Raw genomic sequence first — 20,053 nt, 5'->3', positions numbered from 1 at the left:
AGGTGGGAAGGTGTAGCTCAAAGAAGGCTTGTAGCCTTTAGGTAGAGCGGTTGCAAAGCCGACTGGTTCTCGGTTCAAATCCGAGCGCCTTCCCACCCCGCTACTTTTCTGGTGGTAAATGCATGAGCGGGCCGTTGGGGACAAAGTAGTGGTGAAACCCATCGACACACCAGGCATCAATGGTGAGAACCCCAAAGTTGGTGTGGATTTCCACCATCGAGTTTCGGTCGTTGACCTCGACTTTTTCCACCACCCCTAAATCAATGTCATACAGTTCTGCGGGGTATGGCCGATCCGATTCGCCATCCCATTCCAGATCAATCTCATCAACGAGCGAACATCCAATATCCCCATACCCCCAATCCAACTTGTAAATCGCCTTATCAGAGCAACGAAGCCACAAGGTAACGCAGGTAAAAATGATGGAGTCCTCGATGAGATACCCCTCGGTGGTGACACCATCTAAGGTCTTCCCCACTAAACCGTCAAGCAACGTCATAGGACAATTATGTCAAAGCATCGGAACATGCACCTCCGCTTAGACCGAAACTAGGGTTTGAGGTCATGAGATCTTGTGACTATCCGGTCGCCCATTTTAGGTGCCCTTATTCGCAGGGAACGAAATAGTAATGAAACCCTTCTAGGTTCCAGGCATCAACAGCGAATACTCCCTTATTTGTGCGGATTTTAAGTTCCGCGTTATTTTCGGCAATCTCAACATCCTCAATGTCGCCAAGTTCAATGGCGAAAACATCAGCAAAAGAGCACCCGACATCATCCACATCAAACTCATACGAAATAGTGGACACTTCCGAATACTGTATGTCTGCTTGTCCCCAATCAAGGCGAATCGTAGGCCCGTCGAAAGTGAGTATCCACAAAGCAAAAGGAGCAGGGTGGAAATAATTATTTTCCATGTAGCCGGGGATCGCGACATTATCGAAAGTCTTCCCCACCAAGGATTGCAATTGTTCCATGAAATTCATTCTCACATATTGCAGTCAAACCGATTGCAATGACGAAATGGTGCGTGCTGCTTGTTCAGAAAGTAGGGATCGACCCGGACGTTAAAGGCTGGACAAGACCTTATTCGCAGCCGGAGTTGGCGGTAACTCGCCCTACTTACGGCATGCTGAAGGGTCTTTCGCCCACGGCGAAAGTTACGCGGTTAACGGGATGGTTTTCCGGAGAGGGGTAGCCAAGATTCTTAAAAAGGCGATCTTTGGTTAGTGCGACTTTTCAGCACACCCCAGTGATTACCTGCTATAGCGCTTTTGCTGCCGGGAATGCTCTCTTTCAACAATGGGCGCATCGTGCTAGGCATGCTGGAGGACATGTGGGGTTCGTTGTTCAGATGGCTTCTCTTCCCAAGAAGTAAGTGCTACTGTCCGCGAAATTTTATGCACCCGACAGCAAGCGGTTTGACCCGGCGGTAGTGCTCATCCCCAACAAGCGCTTGGTCAGGATCGGGCGGGGTGTCCGAGAGGTAATCCATGAAGTACGGTGTCACCGGGAAAAATCCCCAGGCAATACCCGCGCCACCGCACAGTGCGTTGCCGCCATCGCCGCCTTTGAGCGTGAAGCTATCGTCTTGGTGTACGAGCTCAGGGTGGTAGGGATCGAAGGCGATGGTAAGGCCGAAGAAGTTAGGTTCGGAAAGCACACCTTTGACCGCCGCGTCGGTTTCGCGTGGCCGGTCATTGGGGTTGGTTGCGCTGGTTGCCATGATCGAATCGACGTCAATGCTATCGCCCCACGGCGCTAAGGTGGCACAGCCGCCACCGGCGAGATATTCCCATTCCCGCATGGTCGGCAGTGAGAAACCCGACGCCTCCAGGGTGGCGTTGAGCTGCGCGAATGTGGGGGCGTCGAAAAGCTCTACCCGCCACGATACCTGCAGGTCGGTTCGCGAAACCCGCATGTTTTGGTACGCCGTTACGGCAAGCACGTTGTCGGCCTCCCCGGCGCGAATGAGCTCGTGGGCGTGCGAGTCCGGCAGTAGGGTGTCGAGTGCAACTTCATGCCAGCAGGGATTTTGAGCCGTGCGTTCCACGAGCATCGGTGGAATAGTGCATTCCTGTTTGGGTGTCGTGTTTGCCCGAAAGGTTTGAGTTAGTTGGTTGCGAAACTCAGGCGAAAAGGCGGTGTCTAGTATTTCATCGTCGGTGCCGTCTTCGAAGCCTTCGGCGAGATCAAGCCACATGTCTGGTTGTGGTTCTGAGTTAAATCCGTCCCATCCTAAGGTGATGGTGGCGCCGGGTACGAATACGAATTCCGAGCCTTCAATGTCGAAGATTGCGGTGGAAATACCGCGTCCGAACCGGTTGAAGGTGGCATATTGGAATGATGCCGCCTTGGTTTCTGTGGCTATTTCGGCAAGTAGAGTTTCCCGTTCTGGTTGCGAAAGTAAGCTGTATTCAGGTTCGGTCAGGTGTGCTGGGTTCATGGGTCCTTTTTGTGTCTAAGGCTTGGTGCGCGTGACCTTGGGTACCCATCACACTATAGTGCCGTGGCGTGCTGTTTTTGTGGTTAATTGCTGGGGATCTTCAGCCCGCTCATGTCGACGTTTTCGTGCCTGAGTAACCAGAGTTTCGCCTCAGTTCCCGCCGCGTATCCGGTGAGGCTTCCGGCGCTGCCTACCACCCGGTGGCATGGGATGATGATGGAAATGGGGTTGTGCCCCACCGCGCCGCCGACAGCTTGTGCGCTCATGGGGCGATCGGAGTTCGCAGCTAATTCGGCCGCGATGTCGCCGTACGTCCGGTATTGGCCGTAGGGAATCTGGCACAGTATTTCCCATACGGCTTGGCGAAACCCACTGCCTTCTGGTTTTAAGGGCAGTTCGGTGATGTCTGGCTCTTCGCCTGCGAAATACCGGTCCAGCCACGTTATGGTTTGGCGTATCATAGGCGCGGTTGGATCGACGACGCTGCGCGGTGCCAGTGTGGCTTGGTCGTATTTTTGGCCTTTCGCCCACACTCCACAGACGTGGTCGTCGGTGCAGGCGATGGTGTATGTGCCTAGCGGTGCCAGGTATTCGGCGGTATACATGGTGTGACGATCACCCAATCCGATTGATTGCGATTTCTTTTATGTCAATACAATCTCTATATTATCGATCAATCGGGTTTCGCCGACCCGGGCCGCGATAAGCAGGCGGTTTTCCCCTGAAACTGGTTCCGCTAGTTCCGGGCTTGTCACCGCCACGTAGTCTACCGCGATCTCGGGGTGCGCTGTCAGGGTGTCGGTCACCGCGCGCTGTACTGCGGCTGCGGTGTCGTGTTGGGCGCCGGCACATAGTGCTTGATACAAGGCGGTTGCCAATTGCGCTTGGTGTTCCGACAAGTATTGGTTGCGTGAGCTTAGTGCCAGGCCGGTGGTTTCCCGCACTGTGGGGGCGGCGATGATCGTGATATCTAGGTTGAGGTCGGCCACCATCTGCTTTATGAGTAGCAGTTGTTGGTAGTCTTTTTCCCCAAAGACGGCGTGGGTTGCGCCGGTGATCTGGAAAAGTTTGTGCACCACGGTGAGGACGCCCGCGAAGTGGGTGGGGCGGGTTTTACCTTCTAGGATGGCTCCTGCCGGTCCGGGGTGGATGACGGTGCGCGGTCCGGCGGCGTACATTTCGTTAGCGGTGGGGGCGAATACGTACGGTACGCCTGCTGTTTCGAGTTTTTCCACGTCCTTATCAAGGGTGCGCGGATAGGCATCGAGGTCTTCCCCGGCGGCGAATTGCAACGGGTTGACGAAGATGCTCACGATCACCGTCGCATTGGGGATTTTCTGTGCGTGCGCCACCAGGCTTAAGTGCCCGTTGTGGAGTGCCCCCATGGTGGGCACTACTACTATGGGGCCCGTGGTGTTGCGGCTTAAGGTTTTTACCTCTTCGATGGTGTGTAAAACCTGTGTCATTGACGTCAAGTTTCCTTATGCGGTTGTCGTTATATGTTCTACGTTTGCGGCGTTTGTGCTTGTCGACGCTTAAAAGCCGGCTCGTTTTAACGCATCGGCCAGCGACCCGCCACCGGTGTCCCGGTTCTTGGTAGCGCTGTTTCTGCTACCGTTACCCCGCTGGCTCCGGCCGTTGGCGGCGCGCTTGTCGGTTCTGTCGCGCTTTGATCCGGTGCCGCCTTGTGCGGCCCCACCTTTGTTCCCGTTAGGCTGGCCGGGCTCGTCGTCAAGCCGCATGCTGAGGCTGATGCGGTTGCGGGCAACGTCGACATCCAGCACTTTCACTGTGACTACCTGACCGGATCGCACAATGTCGTGAGGGTCGGAGACAAAGGTATTGGCAAGCGCTGAGACGTGGATCAGTCCGTCTTGGTGGACTCCGACGTCGACGAAGGCGCCGAAGGCAGCCACGTTGGTGACCGTGCCTTCTAAAATCATGCCGGGGTGAAGGTCAGTGATTTTCTCCACGCCTTCTTTGAAGGTGGCGGTGGTAAATTCCGGCCGGGGGTCACGCCCTGGCTTGTCTAGCTCTTTCAAGATATCGGTGACGGTAGGTACACCGAATGTGTCGTCGGCGAAATCTTTCGCCTTCAGTGTGTGTAGGACGCGGGTGTTTCCGATCAGTTCGGCGACGCCTAATCCGGTTGCCGACGCGATGCGGCGCACAACGGGATAGGCTTCGGGATGAACTGCCGACGCGTCAAGCGGATCGGTGCCGCCTTGGATGCGCAAGAACCCGGCACATTGTTCGTAGGCCTTGGGCCCTAGGCGCGGAACCTTTTTCAAACCGCTTCGGCTGGCAAAACAGCCGTGTTCGTCGCGGTAGGCGACAATGTTTTCGGCAATCGTGCTGCTGATACCCGCCACCCGCGAAAGCAGAGGCACCGAAGCGGTATTGAGGTCAACGCCCACTGCGTTTACGGCATCTTCGACTACCGCATCCAGTGTTTTGGCCAGCGCTGTTTGGTTGACGTCATGCTGATACTGCCCTACCCCGATGGCTTTAGGGTCGATTTTCACCAGCTCAGCCAGTGGGTCTTGGAGCCTGCGGGCAATGGAGACCGCACCCCGCAAGGAGACATCCATGTCGGGGAATTCTTTAGCGGCGATTTCGGAAGCCGAATAAACCGAGGCGCCGGATTCGCTGACCACCACCGGGGTTGGTTGTGTCCCACCTGCTTGCCCGATGAGTTTCGCCACCTCGTGGCTGAGTTTCTCGGTTTCCCGGCTCGCGGTGCCGTTGCCGACGGCGATAAGATCAACGCCGTGGGCGGCGCACGTGGTGGCTAACGTCTGTACCGCCTGGTTCCATTGATTCTGCGGCTGGTGTGGGTACACGATCAACGTGTCGAGCACTTTTCCGGTGCCGTCGACCACAGCGCATTTCACGCCGTTTCGATAGCCCGGGTCAAGCCCAAGGGTGGCGCGTTGCCCGGCTGGCGCGGCTAAAAGCACGTCTTTGAGGTTGCGAGCGAACACGTCCAACGCGCCTTCTTCGGCTTTTTCTTTCAGCCGCATGCGGACATCCAGGCTGGAGGAAACATATAGCTTTGTTTTCCAACCCCACCGGATTGCATCGGCCAACCAGGCGCTGGAGGTATCGAGGTTAAAGTGCTCGGCGATGGTGCCGCAATACACCTCGTCCTCACCGGCGTCCAGGTTAAGCTGCAAAACGCCTTCTTTTTCGCCGCGTAAAAGCGCGAGGATACGGTGGGACGGCAGGGTGTCGAACGGTTCCGCGAAGTCGAAGTAGTCTTTGAATTTCGCCCCTTCCGTTTCTTTGCCTTCCACCACCCTGGAACCCATGGTGCCGGTGGTGTACATTCGTTCCCGCACCGCGCCAACAAGGTCGGCATCAAGTGCAAACCGGTCGATGAGTATGGCGCGTGCGCCTTCGAGTACTTTCTTCTCGTCCTCAAATCCTGCGGTGCAATACTCCGATGCTAGGTGCCTAGGATCAGCGTCTGGGGTGGCAATGAGGGCGTCGAGCAGCGGTTCCAGTCCGGCTTCGCGGGCGGTGTCCGCTTTGGTCTTCCGACGCTTTTTATAAGGCAGATACAGGTCTTCGAGTCGCGCTTTGGTATCGCATTCTTCGATCAGTGACCGCAGGTGATCCGTGAGTTTTCCTTGATCCTCGATGGCGGCAAGGATGGCTTGTTTACGTTCGGCCAGTTCCGACAGGTAGGTGGCTCGTTCTTCGATGGTTCGTAGCTGGGTGTCGTCGAGTCCGCCGGTTGCTTCTTTTCGGTAGCGGGCGATAAAGGGAACGGTATTACCTTCGGCCAGGAGTTTCAGGGCCGCTTCCACCTGGGTTGCGGTTACCTGTAATTCCTGGGCAATGTGCTGTGCAATTCTGTCAGAACTCATTGCGTAGAGTTTAGTACTAAAATCCATCGGGTTGGCTACTTAGGCTCAACATCTTCAGTACTACTTCATGTAAAGATGGTTGGTATGAGTATTGTGGCACAAGCCTTAACTAATCGTCGTTTAGCTAAAGAATCTCCAGTCATTGCGTTGCTACGCAGCCCGTTAATGCCGGTTGTGCTTGGTTTCATCGCCGAACATTTTCCACATGGTGCAGGTGCGCGACCTGTCGCTGATATTTACGAGCTTTTCGACGCCGACTTGCGCCTATTAAGAAGCGAAGACTTCGAGCTCCCAAAAAACGCACAAGCCTATGTTAATGATTGGGTAAAAGCTGAGTGGTTAGTTCGCAAACCGGGCACCTCTCGCACTGGTGAAACGGTAGAACCTAGCGAAAACTCGCTAATCGCATTAGATGCAGTTCAACGGTGGGATCAACCCAGATCTGCGGTAACCGCATCCCGAATCCAAGCAATCGCCCAGGCTTTAGAAAACCTCGCACGTGATTCCGACCCAGATGCCAGCACGCGGTTGGAACAGTTGGAAAAACAACGAGCGCATTTAGATAAATTGATAGAAGCAACTCACAAAGGAGATTTTCATGTGCTAAATACCGCTGATATTCGGGAACGGATCATTGACATTCTAGACTTGGCGGCGACGGTTCCTGCGGATTTTGCGCGAGTGCGAGGAGAATTCGAGCAATTAAATCGAAGGCTACGTCGACAGTTATTAGAACCGGAAGAAAATCGTGGTGACGTGCTTGAGGATATTTTCTCCGGAGTCGATGTAATAGCAGATTCCGAAGCTGGCCGAAGCTTTCATGGTTTCTACAATATTTTGTTAGACCGCGAACAATCAGCACACATTGACGCCTGCCTCGATAGCATTTTGGAAAGAGAAAATACCAAGCCTATTGAACTTGAATTTAAAGAACGCCTCCGACGATTATTTCGAGACATGGAAACCTCAGGATATGAGGTCAATACGGTGATGACAAGTTTAGCGCGCTCATTACGCCATTACGTCACCACCCAAGATTTCGCCGAAAGCCGCCGCATGATCGCATTGCTCAGGCATACCCGGGCATTAGCCAGCCGGGCGGTCGAGCGGGCTAACTTAGGCCCGCTGCATCAACTATCCACCCCACTAACAAAAATTGGTATGAACATTGCTTCTATCGATTCACTGAAATTAAAGAACCCGGGTGAAGAGTTTGTGGAAAACGAACCAACAACCATTGCCGCTGCGGAAATCAACACTGAAATGCTATTGGAATCTGTAAGAGCATCTGAAATTGATTTTGCCGAGTTAGAAACCGCAGTAGCTGCATCAGTTAAACGGCGTGGTAGCGCCACCATTGCTGAGGTGCTCAAAGATAATCCAGCGAAACAAGGATTGGCTTCTGTCGTGGGGTTGCTTTATCTTGCCATGACGACCGGGGAAAGTACAGATACATTAGAAAATATCACCTGGGTCGATAGTGAAATAGAAATGTCCGCTACCATTACAGGGTGGCGTTTTAATAAACTACCCGAAATTCAGTGAAGTCGAAACCAAGAGAAGACACCGAATCGGAAGTTCAATTAATCGTGACATCACAGCAAAAACAGTCGCTACTAAATCCAGAGCTTGATCAAGAATCTTTGTCTTCTGGCAACGACGTCTTTACTCCAACAGAACAAGCAATGAAAGACAAAAACACTCCACAATCATCTTCAACCAGCGACAAGATGACAACCGAGAATCCTGATTCAGCAGTTATTAGCGAACACAACCCAGACGAATCCGAAGAACACTATGGTGGATTATGGCCAGGCGACTGTGGAACCCTAAGTTTCGATTCCCGTCGAGCCTTTGCCCAATTACTGCAAGGTCCACTTATACGGGCGAATCAACACCCGCAGGTATGGAAAGCAATTACCAGCGACGAGGCGGCGATTCGTTCCCGGTTAGCTGATGTTTTTCTGGACTTGGTTCTTGATGTTGATTCTGGCATCGCTTTTACCCGTTCAGCACACAATGGACAACCAATTGCCATCAGCAATAATAACCAAATAGAGATGCCTAAAATCTTGCGGTCGAAAACCCTCACTATTATCGATACCGTAATTTTGCTGGACTTACGAACTCAGGTAGGACTTGCAGCTCCTGGGGAGCGTGTAATCGTCGCCGAAGAGGATTTGCGCGAAAATGCCTCTTTGTTTCGGCGAGTAGAAGATTTGGACGAAGCAAGTTTCAAACGGCGTTTCGACGCATCTTTAAAACGCATGCACACCGACTTTAGTCTTCTCAATACGACAGAAACTGAAGGAAGGTTCGAAGTATCGCCGGTGCTAAAACACCTGTTTGATGCGCAAACTGTTGAGGGAATTAAGACTGAGTTTGAACAACTCCTAAAGGAAGATACCCATGAGCGATAAAGAAGCAGCAATTCACCCAGGCCAATGGCGATTATCGCGAATCCAATTAGTGAACTGGGGCACCTTTGATGGCGTGTTAGACGTTCCAGTTTCCCGTGAAGGATTTTTAATTACCGGTGGTTCCGGCTCAGGAAAATCCACGCTTATCGACGCCATCTCTGCGGTTTTAATCCCTTCCGATCGAGTGCGATTTAACGCAGCAGCCCAGCATGAGGCCAAACGAGGACGGGGCCGTGATTTAGTTTCCTACATTCGGGGTGCGTGGCGATCCCGTGAAGACGATGCCACCGGAGCAGTAATTTCAGAGTATCTTCGCCCCAAAGCCACCTATTCGATCATCGTATTAACGTTTGCCAATGGCACAGGGCACCACCGTAGTTTAGTAGCTCTGTTTTATCTACGCGCCGGGGCGAATGCACGCAGTGATGTTTCAAAGTTATTTGGGGTCTTCCCAGATGCCGATATCGATGCACCCTCATTCCAGCAATTCGTAAACCGAGGCATTAATAAACGAGCTATCAAGGCGGAGTTTAAATCCGCGACTTTTAGCGAAAATCACTCAGCCTTTGCTGCGAAGTTCCGTCCACTTTTAGGAATTTCGAGCGTAGAGGCACAGTTGCTGTTGCAGCGTACACAATCAGCTAAATCACTTGATAATCTCGATCAGCTTTTCCGTGAGTTCATGCTGACCGAGCCAGATACCTTTGAGTTTGCCGACAATGCTGTCGAACAATTTTCTGAATTAGAATCCGCCTATGAACGGGTACAGGATGTTAAAGCTCAGGTTGAACTTCTTAGCCCTTTAGAAAAACTATATCGGCAGGCTTGTGATTCCACCGAACAATTGCAGCGGATACAGCAATTAGAGGAAGCGCTTCCAACTGTTGAATCTGGATTGCGGAAGGAGAAACTACTTGAGTCGTTGACTGCAGCCGAAGTCCATCGTGATGATCTCAAATCGAAACATGCGAATGCTGCACAGCAGGTAGCCTTCGCCGAAGAAAATTATGCCAGTGCCGTTCGCACATTGCATGATTCGGATGGTGGTGTAAATGAAGTTCTCCAGATGAAACTAAGCCACCACCAAGAAGAGCTTGAGCGTCGAAAACTAGCTAGACAAAACCTCCATAAAGATTTAGGTAAAGTCACCGATGTCGAACCAGATTCCCAAGAGGTTTTCACAGAATTAGTTAATTCAGCACGAATCACCATAGATGCTTTCGAAAAGACCAGTAGGCGTTTGGAACAGGAGCAAACAGAACTGGCCGTAGCGACAGACAAGGCTAAACAACACTGCGACGAGTTGAGTCTAGAATTGGCCGCTTTGGCATCGTCGAAAAGCAATATCGACGCACGCTTTCAAAACCTAAGACGTGCCATCTGCGCGGAATTTAACATTCCGATTTCACATCTACCTTTTGTTGGTGAGCTTATTGATGTCTCCCCTAACGCTAGCGAATGGGAACCAGTCATCCAACGCCAATTAGGCGGTTTTGCCACAGAATTACTCGTTCCAGCACGGTATCACCATGAAGTGGCGGAGTACATCAACAGTCGCCACATCAACATGAGACTAAAATTTAACAGCATTGATGCCACCTTTGAGCCACGTGTCGTTCGAACTGAAGCAACAAGCCTCGTTCGGAAAGTCACTGTTGTGGAACACGAATTTCGCAATTGGCTGCAGGCAGAACTAGCACAACGTTTCAATTTCCAATGCGTCAAAACCCTTGCGCAGCTTTCACAACTTGACCCGAAACAAAAAGGTGTGACCATTGATGGCTTGGTACGCTTTGCTTCCGCAAGTGAAAAAGGCACTACCAAATATGAAAAAAATGATTACCACGTCTTGGGCGATCAACGGCAATACCGGTTGGGTTCCACCAATCAGCAAAAAATTGAGCATTTACAAAAACAGCATCAACTAGCTGCAAAACAATATAAAGCTCATATGCAAAAGGCTCAATTACTACGGGCACAGCTGACCACAGAACAGCAACGACTCACCATCGCCCATCGCATTGTGGATACGGATTGGGAGAGCATTGATGTATCATCTGTCGCCGCACATATTGAAGACATCCGTAAGCAAATTCTGCGATTATCTTCCACACCTGAGGTACAGGCACTAACAGCTGAAGTTGAGCGCACCCAAACGGTACTCAACAAATCCAAAGAAAAAGAGCGAGAAATTTTCGCGGAACTTAGTGTTGCGAAAAATAAGGTAGCTGAATTTCAAATTCAAGTAACTGCAGAAGACGAAACTGAAGTTGAGGAGATTAGCGATGAATTAAAAGCAACAATCTTAAGCGCATACGGAACACTCACCCGGAGAGTTACGTTAGACAATATTGAACGACTAACCAGGAAAATTTCCGCCGACTTCACCGCACAATATAAAACGCATACAAATCGGCTCAACAATGCCAACAACGCGATTTCTGGGATTTTATCCAAATATATTGAAGGTTGGCCGAGTGAACGGGCAGATTTACAAGCAACTCCTGAGTACGCCCCCGATGCCATAGCAAAACTACATCAATTAATGGGCGAACGTCTTGCAGAATTTAGTGATCGGTTTCGAACCTTAATCAACGACATGTCCACCCGTAATTTGGCCGATATTGCCAATAGACTGCGGCGAGCACAATCAGAAATTAAACAAAGAATCATGCCTGTGAATGCGTCATTGGCGACTTCCGAATTTGCAGAAGATAGATTTTTGCGAATTGACGTTCGTGACACCCGAGGTGAAGTAGTTACGAAATTCCAGGCGGATCTTGAAACTGCAATTAGCGGCGGGTTAGGAAGCTCTGAATCGGACCACGCTGCGGAACAGCGGTACCAAAACATTGCAGAAATTATCCGAAAACTAAGCTCCAAAGAATCAAGTGATCTCAGGTGGAAACGTGCAGTTCTTGACACCCGCCGTCACGTTAGCTTTGTCGGCTGCGAAATTGATAACAATGGTCAGGTTCTTAATACCTACGTCGATTCTTCTTCTCTGTCCGGCGGGCAAGCCCAAAAACTGGTGTTCTTCTGCCTTGCTGCTGCCCTGCGTTACCAGTTGGCAACAACAGATGCGAAAGTTCCGGAATACGCAACTGTTATTCTTGACGAGGCCTTCGATCGAGCTGATCCAACCTACACCAAACGCGCAATGGATATCTTTGAAGCCTTTGGTTTTCATATGATTTTGGCTACACCGCTGAAGCTAATTCGGACGTTATCACGCTACGTAGGAAATACCGTGGTTGTTTCCTACGAAGAATCCCAAACTCCAGAGGGAATCACCAAAGGGTGTTCCATGGTGTCGCATATCGATATAACGAAAGTTCGGCCACATCATGGTTAAGCTTCTGGGTACGAACGACATTAAGGCGAAGTTTTTTGTTTTTTACCGCAATAATCTTTCTGCGCTATTGGATAACCCGGAACTTGAGAAGTCCTTTCCGCTTCATCCACCAACCGGTAAGTTCGCTTTAACCAATCAAGTCAAGGTCCGTGACTGGATACGGGAATGGGAAGAGGTAGATTGGGCCTCGGTGGCGTTCGAAACCCGCGACTGGTCAAGTGTTGGGTTGGGGCATCAACTGGTTCCCGCCCGAGTGACAATAGCAGGTGCTCAGTGTATTGCGGAGGTAGTCGGCTGCGCGGAAGACTGGAGTGAGCTGTTAGCTAAATTTCAATTGTTGAGGGCACACTTACCGGTTGAAAGAATTCACCAACATTTGACAACGTGGCGGAAATTCTCCCTTGATGAGTGTGAATTAGCCATAACATTAGTGCGATGGTTAACCGAGAATCCTGATTCTGGTTTAGCACCCCGGGCTGTGCCGTTGACTGGGATGCATAGCAAATGGGTTGAAAAACACCGTGGATTAATCACAGCCCTGTATGGCAGTCCAGAATTAGGTTTGCAGTTGTCCCATCCCCAACGGATCTCTTTTAAAATTCTCGATCCGACGTTACGGCTTCACCCACGACTACGCGACCTAAGCTGCCCAGCAGATCAATGCGCTGCTGCTTTCGCTTCCCCACCACAACATATTGCAATGGTAGAAAACCAAGAAACTTTCGAAGCTTTTCCTGATTTCCCAGAAGGAAGTGGCGTCATTGCGATATGGGGTCACGGTTATCAAGCGATAAGCATGATGAAAGTTCCAGAAATTCAACAGGCAATTGTTTGGTATTTTGGTGATTTAGATACTGATGGTTTCGCCATTTTGTCGGCCCTACGCGAGCACCATGATGCGGTTCACAGTGTTTTAATGGATGCCGAAACAGTGCAAAAGTGGAAATGTATGGCGGTACACGACAGGCCTTACTCCGCACGGAATTTCAGAAATTTAACACCAGAAGAAACGGAAGCATTAGACCAAATAATCGTAGAAGGGTTGCGCATTGAACAAGAGAGGATAATATTTTCTGAGGTGATCGATGCTTTTTCCGCCGCTGTACTACGCCACGATCACGAAGCGTAGTACAGCGGGAAACTACATCGACAATTAAAAGTGAGCGTATTTGCAGTTACTAGTCGTGCCCACTTAACCCCTGCAACATTTGCGAAAATGGAACGAAACCAGTTTCGCCTATGGATGAATCTTCAGAGCCCACAATTTGTATAGTTTCGGCGCGCGTCGCTGTTGCGCCAAGGTTTGGGCTTAGCCCCGCTTCCCCGTCTGGCTTTTCGACGAGATAGGTCGCCAGTTGCCGAGCCGCTTTTGCTATCCGGGCTTCAAGCTCCGATTCGGCACCGAAATCGTCAGTGGCGGCAAACACTGCGGTCGGCATGACGATCGCCTTGAGGTAGGCAAACAACGGGCGCATCGCGTATTCCAGCACCAATGAATGCCGGGCGGTCCCAGCGGTAGCGGCGATAATCATCGGGGTATCGACCAAGGCTTGCTGGTCAAGAACATCGATGAACATCTTGAACACACCCGAATAGCTTGCGCTAAACACCGGAGTAACCGCTATCAGGGCATCCGCCGTGGCGACCTGATCCAGCACCTCACGTAGCTTCGCCGGATACACCCCAGTTGCCATGACGGTGGCGAGATCCGTAACAAAGGTGTTGATGTCTACATCGACCACCTCCAGCCCTTCCCCACGATTAGTAATTTCTGCTTCCACCGCCCCGGAGATACGCTGGCTTAGCATTTTCGTTGTCGAAGGAGTAGATACCCCAGCGTTCAGCACGACAAGCCGTTTCATGTAACCCTCCTAAAAGTTCTACTTTTTAAAAGGCTACGCCTTACTGGGTCGAGGCGTCAGCAGTGGATTCGGCCGGGGCGACCAAACGGTGCGGCGAATCCGGCCCGGCAGCCACCAGGCTTTGGTGGGTTGGCGGATCGGAAGGAACGTGTGCCGGGCGGCGGCCTTCAAATTCTTTCCGAAGGACCGGAACGATCTCGGTGCCGAGGATCTCAATCTGTTCCAAGACGACCTGCTCCGGCAATCCACCGTGATCGACAAGGAACATCAGCCGTTGGAAGTCACCAACATGGTCGGCATAGCCTAGGTACCGGTCGATGATCTGCTCCGGGGTGCCGACCGTGAGCGGAGTCAGGGTGGAGAATTCCTCCAACGACGGCCCATGCCCGTAGACCGGTGCGTTATCGAAGTATGGCCGGTACAGCCGCTTCGCCTCGGCCTCCGATTCCGCGGCGAAGAATTGCCCACCCAAGCCGACGATTGCTTGATCGGCGGCGCCGTGCCCATAGTGTTCGAACCGTTGCCGGTACAGGTTCACCATTTCGGCGGTGTGCTCGATATTCCAGAAAATATTGTTGTGGAAGAAGCCATCGCCGTAATACGCCGCCTGCTCCGCGATTTCTTTGGACCGGATCGAGCCGTGCCACACGAATGGCGCAACGTTATCTAGCGGGCGCGGTGCGCTGGTAAAAGACTGCAGTGGGGTGCGGAATTTTCCGTTCCAATCCACTACATCTTCCCGCCATAACCTGCGAACCAGGTGGTAATTCTCCACCGCCAGCGGGATTGCGCTGCGGATGTCTTTTCCAAACCAGGGATACACCGGTCCGGTATTTCCCCGCCCCAGCATTACGTCGATCCGACCGCCGGTGAGGTGTTGGACATAGGCATAATCTTCGGCGATCCGCACCGGATCGGTGGTGGTTATTAGCGTAGTAGCGGTGGTAAAACGCAGCTTTTCCGTTTGTGCGGCTAAGTACGCCATGAGGATCGGCGGATTCGCTGGCGCGATAAAGGGCGGGTTGTGGTGCTGCCCGGTGCCGAATACGTCCAGGCCGACCTCTTCAGCCTTTTTCGCGTAATTAATGGTGGCGCGGATGCGCTCCTGTTCCGTTGGGATAGTTCCTGTTGTTGGGTCTTTGGTTACATCGCCAATTGTAAATATTCCGAATTGCATGACTGCATGCTAACACGGTTTTGTTGATGCGTCAACAACTGGTGGAGAAGAACTCCGTTTAACGCTTTGAACAGCTGCTTTTCGACGTTCCGGCCGCGCTTCCCACTGCCGTCGACTAGCAACTGACCGCGGCCACACAGTCCCGAATAGCGTTAAAGGCCACAGTTCTCACTGCGGCCTTTTAGATTGGTTTTCGTCTTCGTGTGTGGGCACCCGTTAATCGTTGATGATTAGAATGCGACGACGAGCACTTTAGTGGTTATCCCCCAACGCGCATCCGACCACCGCGTCCGGGTCAATCCAACCAGAAACTGTAGTGCCGTACCACAGCGCATCAGCGGGCAGCTGGTCGGCAACGGCGGCGGTGGCGTCGACAAGCGAAGAACTCCGGCGCCCATGCACCACGACCCGGTAGACGGCTTCGGTGACCGGAACCTTGCCGGTACGCTGCTCATATTGCGCGACCAGCATATTGTCCGGCTCGCAGCTGAAGTTCTCCTCCGCAGAAAACACCGCCAGCACCTCAAACCCCGGCGATGCTGAAGCTTGCACCCGCTCTTCGAATTCCGTCAGCTGGGCTGCGGTAAGCAAAACATGCAAGTCCACCGACACGTCTTCTTGCTCCATCGCCCCACCTCCGATCTCAGTGTTGTTATCCATCATCACTACACCCTAAAACCTTTCGATCCGTTTCCGATAATTCAATCTCTTCCAAAAGCTCCGGCCGCATCGCCTGGGTCCGCAGCAACGATTGATCCCTGCGCCACCGATCAATTTTCGCGTGGTTGCCGGACAATAAAACCTCCGGCACCTCAAGATCCCGCCACACCCGTGGCTTGGTGTAACTAGGTCCTTCCAATAGGCCATCGGAGAAACTGTCCTCCTCATGGCTACATTTATTGCCCAAGACTCCGGAAATCAACCGAACCACCGCTTCCGCGATCACCAAAACCGCGACCTCGCCCCCGATCAACACGTAATCGCCGATTGACACCTCACGCACCCGATAATGCCGACGCGCATCATCAATCACCCGTTGGTCAATCCCCTCGTACCGACCACAAGCAAAGACGATGTGGCGCTCATTACTCCACGCCTGTGCATCGCTTTGCCGAAACGGCTTACCCGCCGGGGTCGGGACGATCAGCAACGGCAACGACTCATCCTCGTCGTGCTCAAACTCCGCCGCATCAGGATAACCAGTTGGCTGCACCCCTGCTTTATCGTCGTGGCGGGGCTTATCCACATGTGGTGACGCCGATGCAAGCGGTTGGGCAATTGCCACCGGCCCGGTACCCAACCGGACGTCGTCAAGCGCAGGCCCCCACACGGTGGGTTTCATCACCATGCCCGGCCCACCCCCATACGGCGAATCGTCCACCGACTTATGCACATCCGTTGCCCATTGCCGCAGATCATGCACCCCCACGCTGATGATCCCTTGTTCAATGGCCTTGCCCAACAGCGCATGGCGCAATGGTTCCAGATACTCCGGGAAAATAGTTACTACATCTAGCCGCATCATCGCTATAGATCCAAAAGTCCCTCAGGCGGGGTGATGGTTATGGTGCCAGCGCCTAAATCAACATCAGGCACAATATCGAAAACGAACGGAACGAGGGCTTCTTTTCCGCTCAGCAGCGTCACCTCCAAAATCGTGCCCGCCGGACCGCTTATCACCCCGGTTACTTCGCCGATTTTTTCCCCGTCTTCCAGCACCGACAAACCCTCAAGTTCATGGTCGTAGAAGGCTTCCTCATCATCGGCGATTTCCAGCGCTTCCGCCCAAAACTGGGTACCCCGCAGCGAATCAGCCGTGGTGCGGTCATCAATCTCAGCAAACTTCACTAACAACCGCCCTTGGTGCGGACGAGTTGCAGCAATGGTAAGAACGTGTTGTTTCTTAGCCTGCTTTCCGTGCAGCACTTCCCCAATCGCGTAACGAATCTCCGGCTCATCGGTGGTTACTTCCACCACAACTTCACCCTTGATTCCGTGGGACTTTATTACCCGGCCGATCATCAATTCCATGAGGTTAAACTCTAGCAAACCTTTGTACCCCCGCCGTCACGCGCAAACCGTGGCTACACTTGAAAACCATGAGCATCCCCACCAATTCCCCCGACACTTTCGGCGCAGCAACCTACAATGCCGAAGCCACCGACGATGGCACAATGACCATCATTGACGTTACCGCCGAGGCTCCCGAGGCCAAACCAACCGGCCACCTGCCAGCCGTTCAGCGGGTACTTCAAGGCGACGGCGCGAACATCATCCTCTTCACGTTCACCCCCGGCCAGTATCTCGCCGAGCACAAAGCCGCCCACCCCATCACGGTGCAATGCATCACCGGAACCTTGACCTTTGGCTGCCAAGGCGAAACCATCACCCTTAGCCCCGGCAAGGTCCTGCACTTAAGCGACCACGTGGTCCACCGCGTCGACTGCCCCGCCGACGCCCCAGACGCCACGAATGTTTTATTGTTAACCATGCTCACTGGTGAGCGGCACTAGAAACGAAACCGCGGTAAAAAGGGCATAAAAAATCCGGTGGATCATCGTCCACCGGATATCTTCTTTTTAAGAAGGAATTACTCAGCAGCAGCTTCTTCGCCAGCTTCAGCTTCGCCTTCTGCCTCGGCTTCAGCCTTGGCAGCCTTCTCAGCTTCAGCGGCAGCCTTAGCAGCAGCCTCTTCCTTAGCCTTGCGCTTCTTCTCGGTGATAGCCTCAGCGGTTGGGCCTTCGTTAGCCTCAGCGAGAGCCTGGTTGAACAGCTCCAACTTGGAAGGCTTAGGCTCAGCAACCTTCAGGGTGCCTTCAGCACCTGGCAGGCCCTTGAACTTTTGCCAGTCACCGGTGACCTTCAAAAGAGCAAGAACCGGCTCGGTTGGCTGTGCACCAACGCCCAACCAGTACTGAACGCGCTCGGAGTCGATCTTGATCAGCGAAGGCTCTTCCTTTGGCTGGTAGATGCCAATGTTTTCAATGACCTTGCCGTCGCGGCGGGTACGAGCATCGGCGATAACCACACGGTACTGTGGGGTACGGATCTTACCCATGCGCTGTAGCTTAATTTTTACTGCCATGTTTGGCTCCTTGTAGTCACTGGGCAGTTCAGACACCACATGCTTTTCATGTGGCCGGTTCAACCCTTTTTGGTTTTACCTGCGATGTGACATACCGGTCGACCTGAGTCGGTGGCGGTGTAATCGCAGGAAAGCATTATTGTTGTGCGCACACAACCCCAAAAACTCTAGTGCAGAAAGATCGCTGAGGTCAATTTCGTACTGTTTCGACCCGCAACAACACACCGTGGTTTTACACTTATAAACCGTGAATGGCAATAGTGAGTGGTTCGCCCGCGAAAAACACAATCAACGAACGTCGTCTGTTGGTACAAAAAAGTGGATAACGAAGGTTTCTCTCCTGCTACCCGGTGTGTTGTTGTGTGCTGGTTTAGCTATCGTCACTGCGGGAACACATGCGCTTGTGCTTTCGATCCTAGGCGGCTCTTCGTTACTTCTGATTGCGATTGTTGTCGGCTGTATTGCCGCAAATGTTTGGCAACCGTCCAGGCGAATGTTCCCCGGGGTTCAGATGTGCGGTTCACAATTGTTGAAAATAGGGGTTGCGCTCCTCGGTTTAAGCATCCCATTTAGCGCAATTACCAGTTTAGGCTGGCAATCTCTCACGATTATTGCCACTGTGGTTATCGGCGGATTCAGCACCGCGCTTGTATGTGGCAAATTACTGAGGTTGTCACATAGCCAGTCCCTATTGATAGGTGCTGGCTGTTCCATTTGTGGCGCGTCCGCCATCGCAGCAACGTATGCGGTTCTTGGTACTAAACGGCAACACGAATGTGCCACCGCCATCGCAGTTATAACAGTATTTGGCACAATCATGATCGTACTCGCGCCAGCGATTGTGTCCGGTTGGGAAGCCACTCCCGCCGGTTTACTCATTGGTGCCACCACCCACGAGGTGAGCCAAACAGTTGCCGCAGGTAGCATTGTCGGCGACACCGTATTACCAATTGCGGTAGCAGCCAAGCTTGGACGTGTACTTTTATTAGCCCCAGTTGTGGTTCTAATCGGTTTTACCCAGCGCGGACACCACACAACAGGTAGACACTTAGTTCCTGGTTTTCTGGCGTGTTTTATCATTCTGGTGTTGTGCCGTTCACTGTTACCCATTCCTGAAAGCGTGCTATCAGTGACAGATACAGCGCGCACAATTATTTTCTGTCTCGCGATGGTCGCACAGGGATTGCAGGTCACCTGGCCCAATGTGCGGCGTGCTGGGGCGCGACCGGTGGTGCTGGGAGTGACGGCCTCAGCCGCTGTCGTGACTATCGCTTGGTTTGGAGTTTGGGTGGTGCCGTAATTAGGTACCACCATGCCATGCATGCCTTCGGTAGAAAATCTAGACGTTAGACACGCTTTTCGTCGAATACACTAACCCCTACCACTCAGGCGGCGGGATTCAAGCCACATCTTCAGATACATTCCAGACGTTATTTGGCGATACACAGCCCAATCTGGAGGTACACCCCGCCACGTTATTCACCAGATTCAGAACGCAGCTGCACCACACGGCCGGGAACCGAATTCCGCTATGAAGATTAGGATCCCAGAGGTTGGGGTAAAAGTTAAGAGGTTTTGTCTCTGCAAAATGAAGTCGGTTATAGACTACCGTCGCTGGTCGATACCCGGGTGGGTACCCGATCCTCGAAAAGCTGCGATCACACGCATACAACGTGGCACATAGGTGGTGCTGTTCGAGCACCAATACCGTTCTCCCAACGTTGACTGTAACCCGTGACGTCGAGCTGCCAGCAACCGTTCACTTCATAAAGTTACGAATAGTTACAGTGCTCGCAGTCTAATTGTTGGAACCCAAAACCTAAACTCCAGGAAAAA

The 20,053-nt window shown here is 52.4% G+C and carries 18 protein-coding genes and 1 tRNA gene; 7 read left to right on the top strand and 12 right to left on the bottom strand.

Annotated features, from left to right (window positions below):
• The first annotated feature begins 6 nt into the window (after positions 1-6).
• Positions 7-93, top strand: a tRNA-Phe gene (locus Q4D85_RS06585).
• A 7-nt stretch (positions 94-100) separates the two neighbouring features.
• On the opposite strand, the gene Q4D85_RS06580 is transcribed toward Q4D85_RS06585, so the two are convergent.
• The 6 genes from Q4D85_RS06580 to Q4D85_RS06555 all read right to left on the bottom strand — a co-directional run bounded on the left by Q4D85_RS06580 (position 101) and on the right by Q4D85_RS06555 (position 6,318).
• Positions 101-499 (bottom strand): hypothetical protein, encoded by a 399-nt coding sequence (locus Q4D85_RS06580; RefSeq protein ID WP_303199111.1) that lies wholly within the window; start codon positions 497-499, stop codon positions 101-103.
• Between the two features lie 106 nt (positions 500-605).
• Positions 606-977 carry a hypothetical protein gene (locus tag Q4D85_RS06575; protein WP_303199110.1) on the bottom strand — a complete coding sequence of 124 codons (372 nt, stop codon included), beginning with the start codon at positions 975-977 and terminating at the stop codon, positions 606-608.
• 404 nt (positions 978-1,381) lie between these two features.
• The gene (locus tag Q4D85_RS06570) at positions 1,382-2,446 is read right to left on the bottom strand and encodes an SUMF1/EgtB/PvdO family nonheme iron enzyme (RefSeq protein WP_303199108.1); all 1,065 of its coding nucleotides are present in this window, start codon (positions 2,444-2,446) and stop codon (positions 1,382-1,384) included.
• Positions 2,447-2,529: 83 nt separating this feature from the next.
• Entirely contained in the window at positions 2,530-3,051 is a 522-nt protein-coding gene (locus Q4D85_RS06565; protein WP_303199107.1) for a methylated-DNA--[protein]-cysteine S-methyltransferase, read from the bottom strand.
• A 39-nt stretch (positions 3,052-3,090) separates the two neighbouring features.
• Positions 3,091-3,912 (bottom strand): pantoate--beta-alanine ligase, encoded by an 822-nt coding sequence (gene panC, locus Q4D85_RS06560; RefSeq protein ID WP_303199106.1) that lies wholly within the window; start codon positions 3,910-3,912, stop codon positions 3,091-3,093.
• 69 nt (positions 3,913-3,981) lie between these two features.
• Positions 3,982-6,318, bottom strand: a complete 2,337-nt coding sequence (locus Q4D85_RS06555; protein ID WP_303199104.1) for a Tex family protein — start codon at positions 6,316-6,318, stop codon at positions 3,982-3,984.
• Between the two features lie 84 nt (positions 6,319-6,402).
• Here Q4D85_RS06555 and Q4D85_RS06550 point away from each other — a divergent pair, with 84 nt between their 5' ends.
• From Q4D85_RS06550 to Q4D85_RS06535, 4 genes are read left to right on the top strand one after another with little or no spacing between them, the layout of a single operon-like run.
• A complete protein-coding gene (locus tag Q4D85_RS06550; protein ID WP_303199101.1) occupies positions 6,403-7,863 on the top strand; it encodes a DUF3375 domain-containing protein in 1,461 nt (486 codons plus the stop codon).
• Positions 7,860-8,738, top strand: coding sequence for a DUF4194 domain-containing protein (locus tag Q4D85_RS06545; protein ID WP_368502276.1), 879 nt, complete (start codon positions 7,860-7,862; stop codon positions 8,736-8,738). Before Q4D85_RS06550 ends, Q4D85_RS06545 begins: the two co-directional genes overlap by 4 nt.
• Positions 8,728-12,093, top strand: coding sequence for an ATP-binding protein (locus Q4D85_RS06540; RefSeq protein ID WP_303199100.1), 3,366 nt, complete (start codon positions 8,728-8,730; stop codon positions 12,091-12,093). The genes Q4D85_RS06545 and Q4D85_RS06540 overlap by 11 nt, the downstream gene beginning before the upstream one ends.
• The gene (locus tag Q4D85_RS06535; protein WP_303199098.1) at positions 12,086-13,222 is read left to right on the top strand and encodes a Wadjet anti-phage system protein JetD domain-containing protein; all 1,137 of its coding nucleotides are present in this window, start codon (positions 12,086-12,088) and stop codon (positions 13,220-13,222) included. The genes Q4D85_RS06540 and Q4D85_RS06535 overlap by 8 nt, the downstream gene beginning before the upstream one ends.
• Before the next feature lie 49 nt (positions 13,223-13,271).
• On the opposite strand, the gene Q4D85_RS06530 is transcribed toward Q4D85_RS06535, so the two are convergent.
• The 5 genes from Q4D85_RS06530 to rimM form a co-directional block, all read right to left on the bottom strand.
• Positions 13,272-13,955, bottom strand: a complete 684-nt coding sequence (locus Q4D85_RS06530) for a CE1759 family FMN reductase (RefSeq protein ID WP_303199096.1) — start codon at positions 13,953-13,955, stop codon at positions 13,272-13,274.
• Between the two features lie 40 nt (positions 13,956-13,995).
• Entirely contained in the window at positions 13,996-15,132 is a 1,137-nt protein-coding gene (locus tag Q4D85_RS06525; RefSeq protein ID WP_303199095.1) for a CE1758 family FMN-dependent luciferase-like monooxygenase, read from the bottom strand.
• Between the two features lie 252 nt (positions 15,133-15,384).
• On the bottom strand, positions 15,385-15,795 hold the full coding sequence (locus Q4D85_RS06520; protein WP_303199094.1) for a hypothetical protein: 411 nt from the start codon (positions 15,793-15,795) through the stop codon (positions 15,385-15,387).
• Positions 15,785-16,654, bottom strand: coding sequence for a tRNA (guanosine(37)-N1)-methyltransferase TrmD (gene trmD / locus Q4D85_RS06515; protein ID WP_303199121.1), 870 nt, complete (start codon positions 16,652-16,654; stop codon positions 15,785-15,787). Before trmD ends, Q4D85_RS06520 begins: the two co-directional genes overlap by 11 nt.
• A 5-nt stretch (positions 16,655-16,659) precedes the next feature.
• Complete coding sequence (gene rimM, locus Q4D85_RS06510; RefSeq protein WP_303199093.1) at positions 16,660-17,163, bottom strand: ribosome maturation factor RimM; 504 nt, start codon at positions 17,161-17,163, stop codon at positions 16,660-16,662.
• 68 nt (positions 17,164-17,231) lie between these two features.
• Between rimM and Q4D85_RS06505 the strand changes: the two genes are divergently transcribed.
• A complete protein-coding gene (locus Q4D85_RS06505; RefSeq protein WP_303199092.1) occupies positions 17,232-17,645 on the top strand; it encodes a cupin domain-containing protein in 414 nt (137 codons plus the stop codon).
• A gap of 77 nt (positions 17,646-17,722) precedes the next feature.
• Here the strand turns inward: Q4D85_RS06505 and rpsP are convergent, their stop codons facing one another.
• Complete coding sequence (rpsP, locus tag Q4D85_RS06500; RefSeq protein ID WP_303199091.1) at positions 17,723-18,217, bottom strand: 30S ribosomal protein S16; 495 nt, start codon at positions 18,215-18,217, stop codon at positions 17,723-17,725.
• A 247-nt stretch (positions 18,218-18,464) separates the two neighbouring features.
• Here rpsP and Q4D85_RS06495 point away from each other — a divergent pair, with 247 nt between their 5' ends.
• Complete coding sequence (locus tag Q4D85_RS06495; protein WP_303199090.1) at positions 18,465-19,517, top strand: YeiH family protein; 1,053 nt, start codon at positions 18,465-18,467, stop codon at positions 19,515-19,517.
• The last annotated feature ends 536 nt before the right edge of the window (positions 19,518-20,053 follow it).

This window comes from Corynebacterium sp. (assembly GCF_030532965.1).
In the GTDB taxonomy this organism is placed as follows: domain Bacteria; phylum Actinomycetota; class Actinomycetes; order Mycobacteriales; family Mycobacteriaceae; genus Corynebacterium.
Note: the sequence above shows the minus strand (reverse complement) of the source record. Positions and strands in the feature narration are given on the sequence as shown.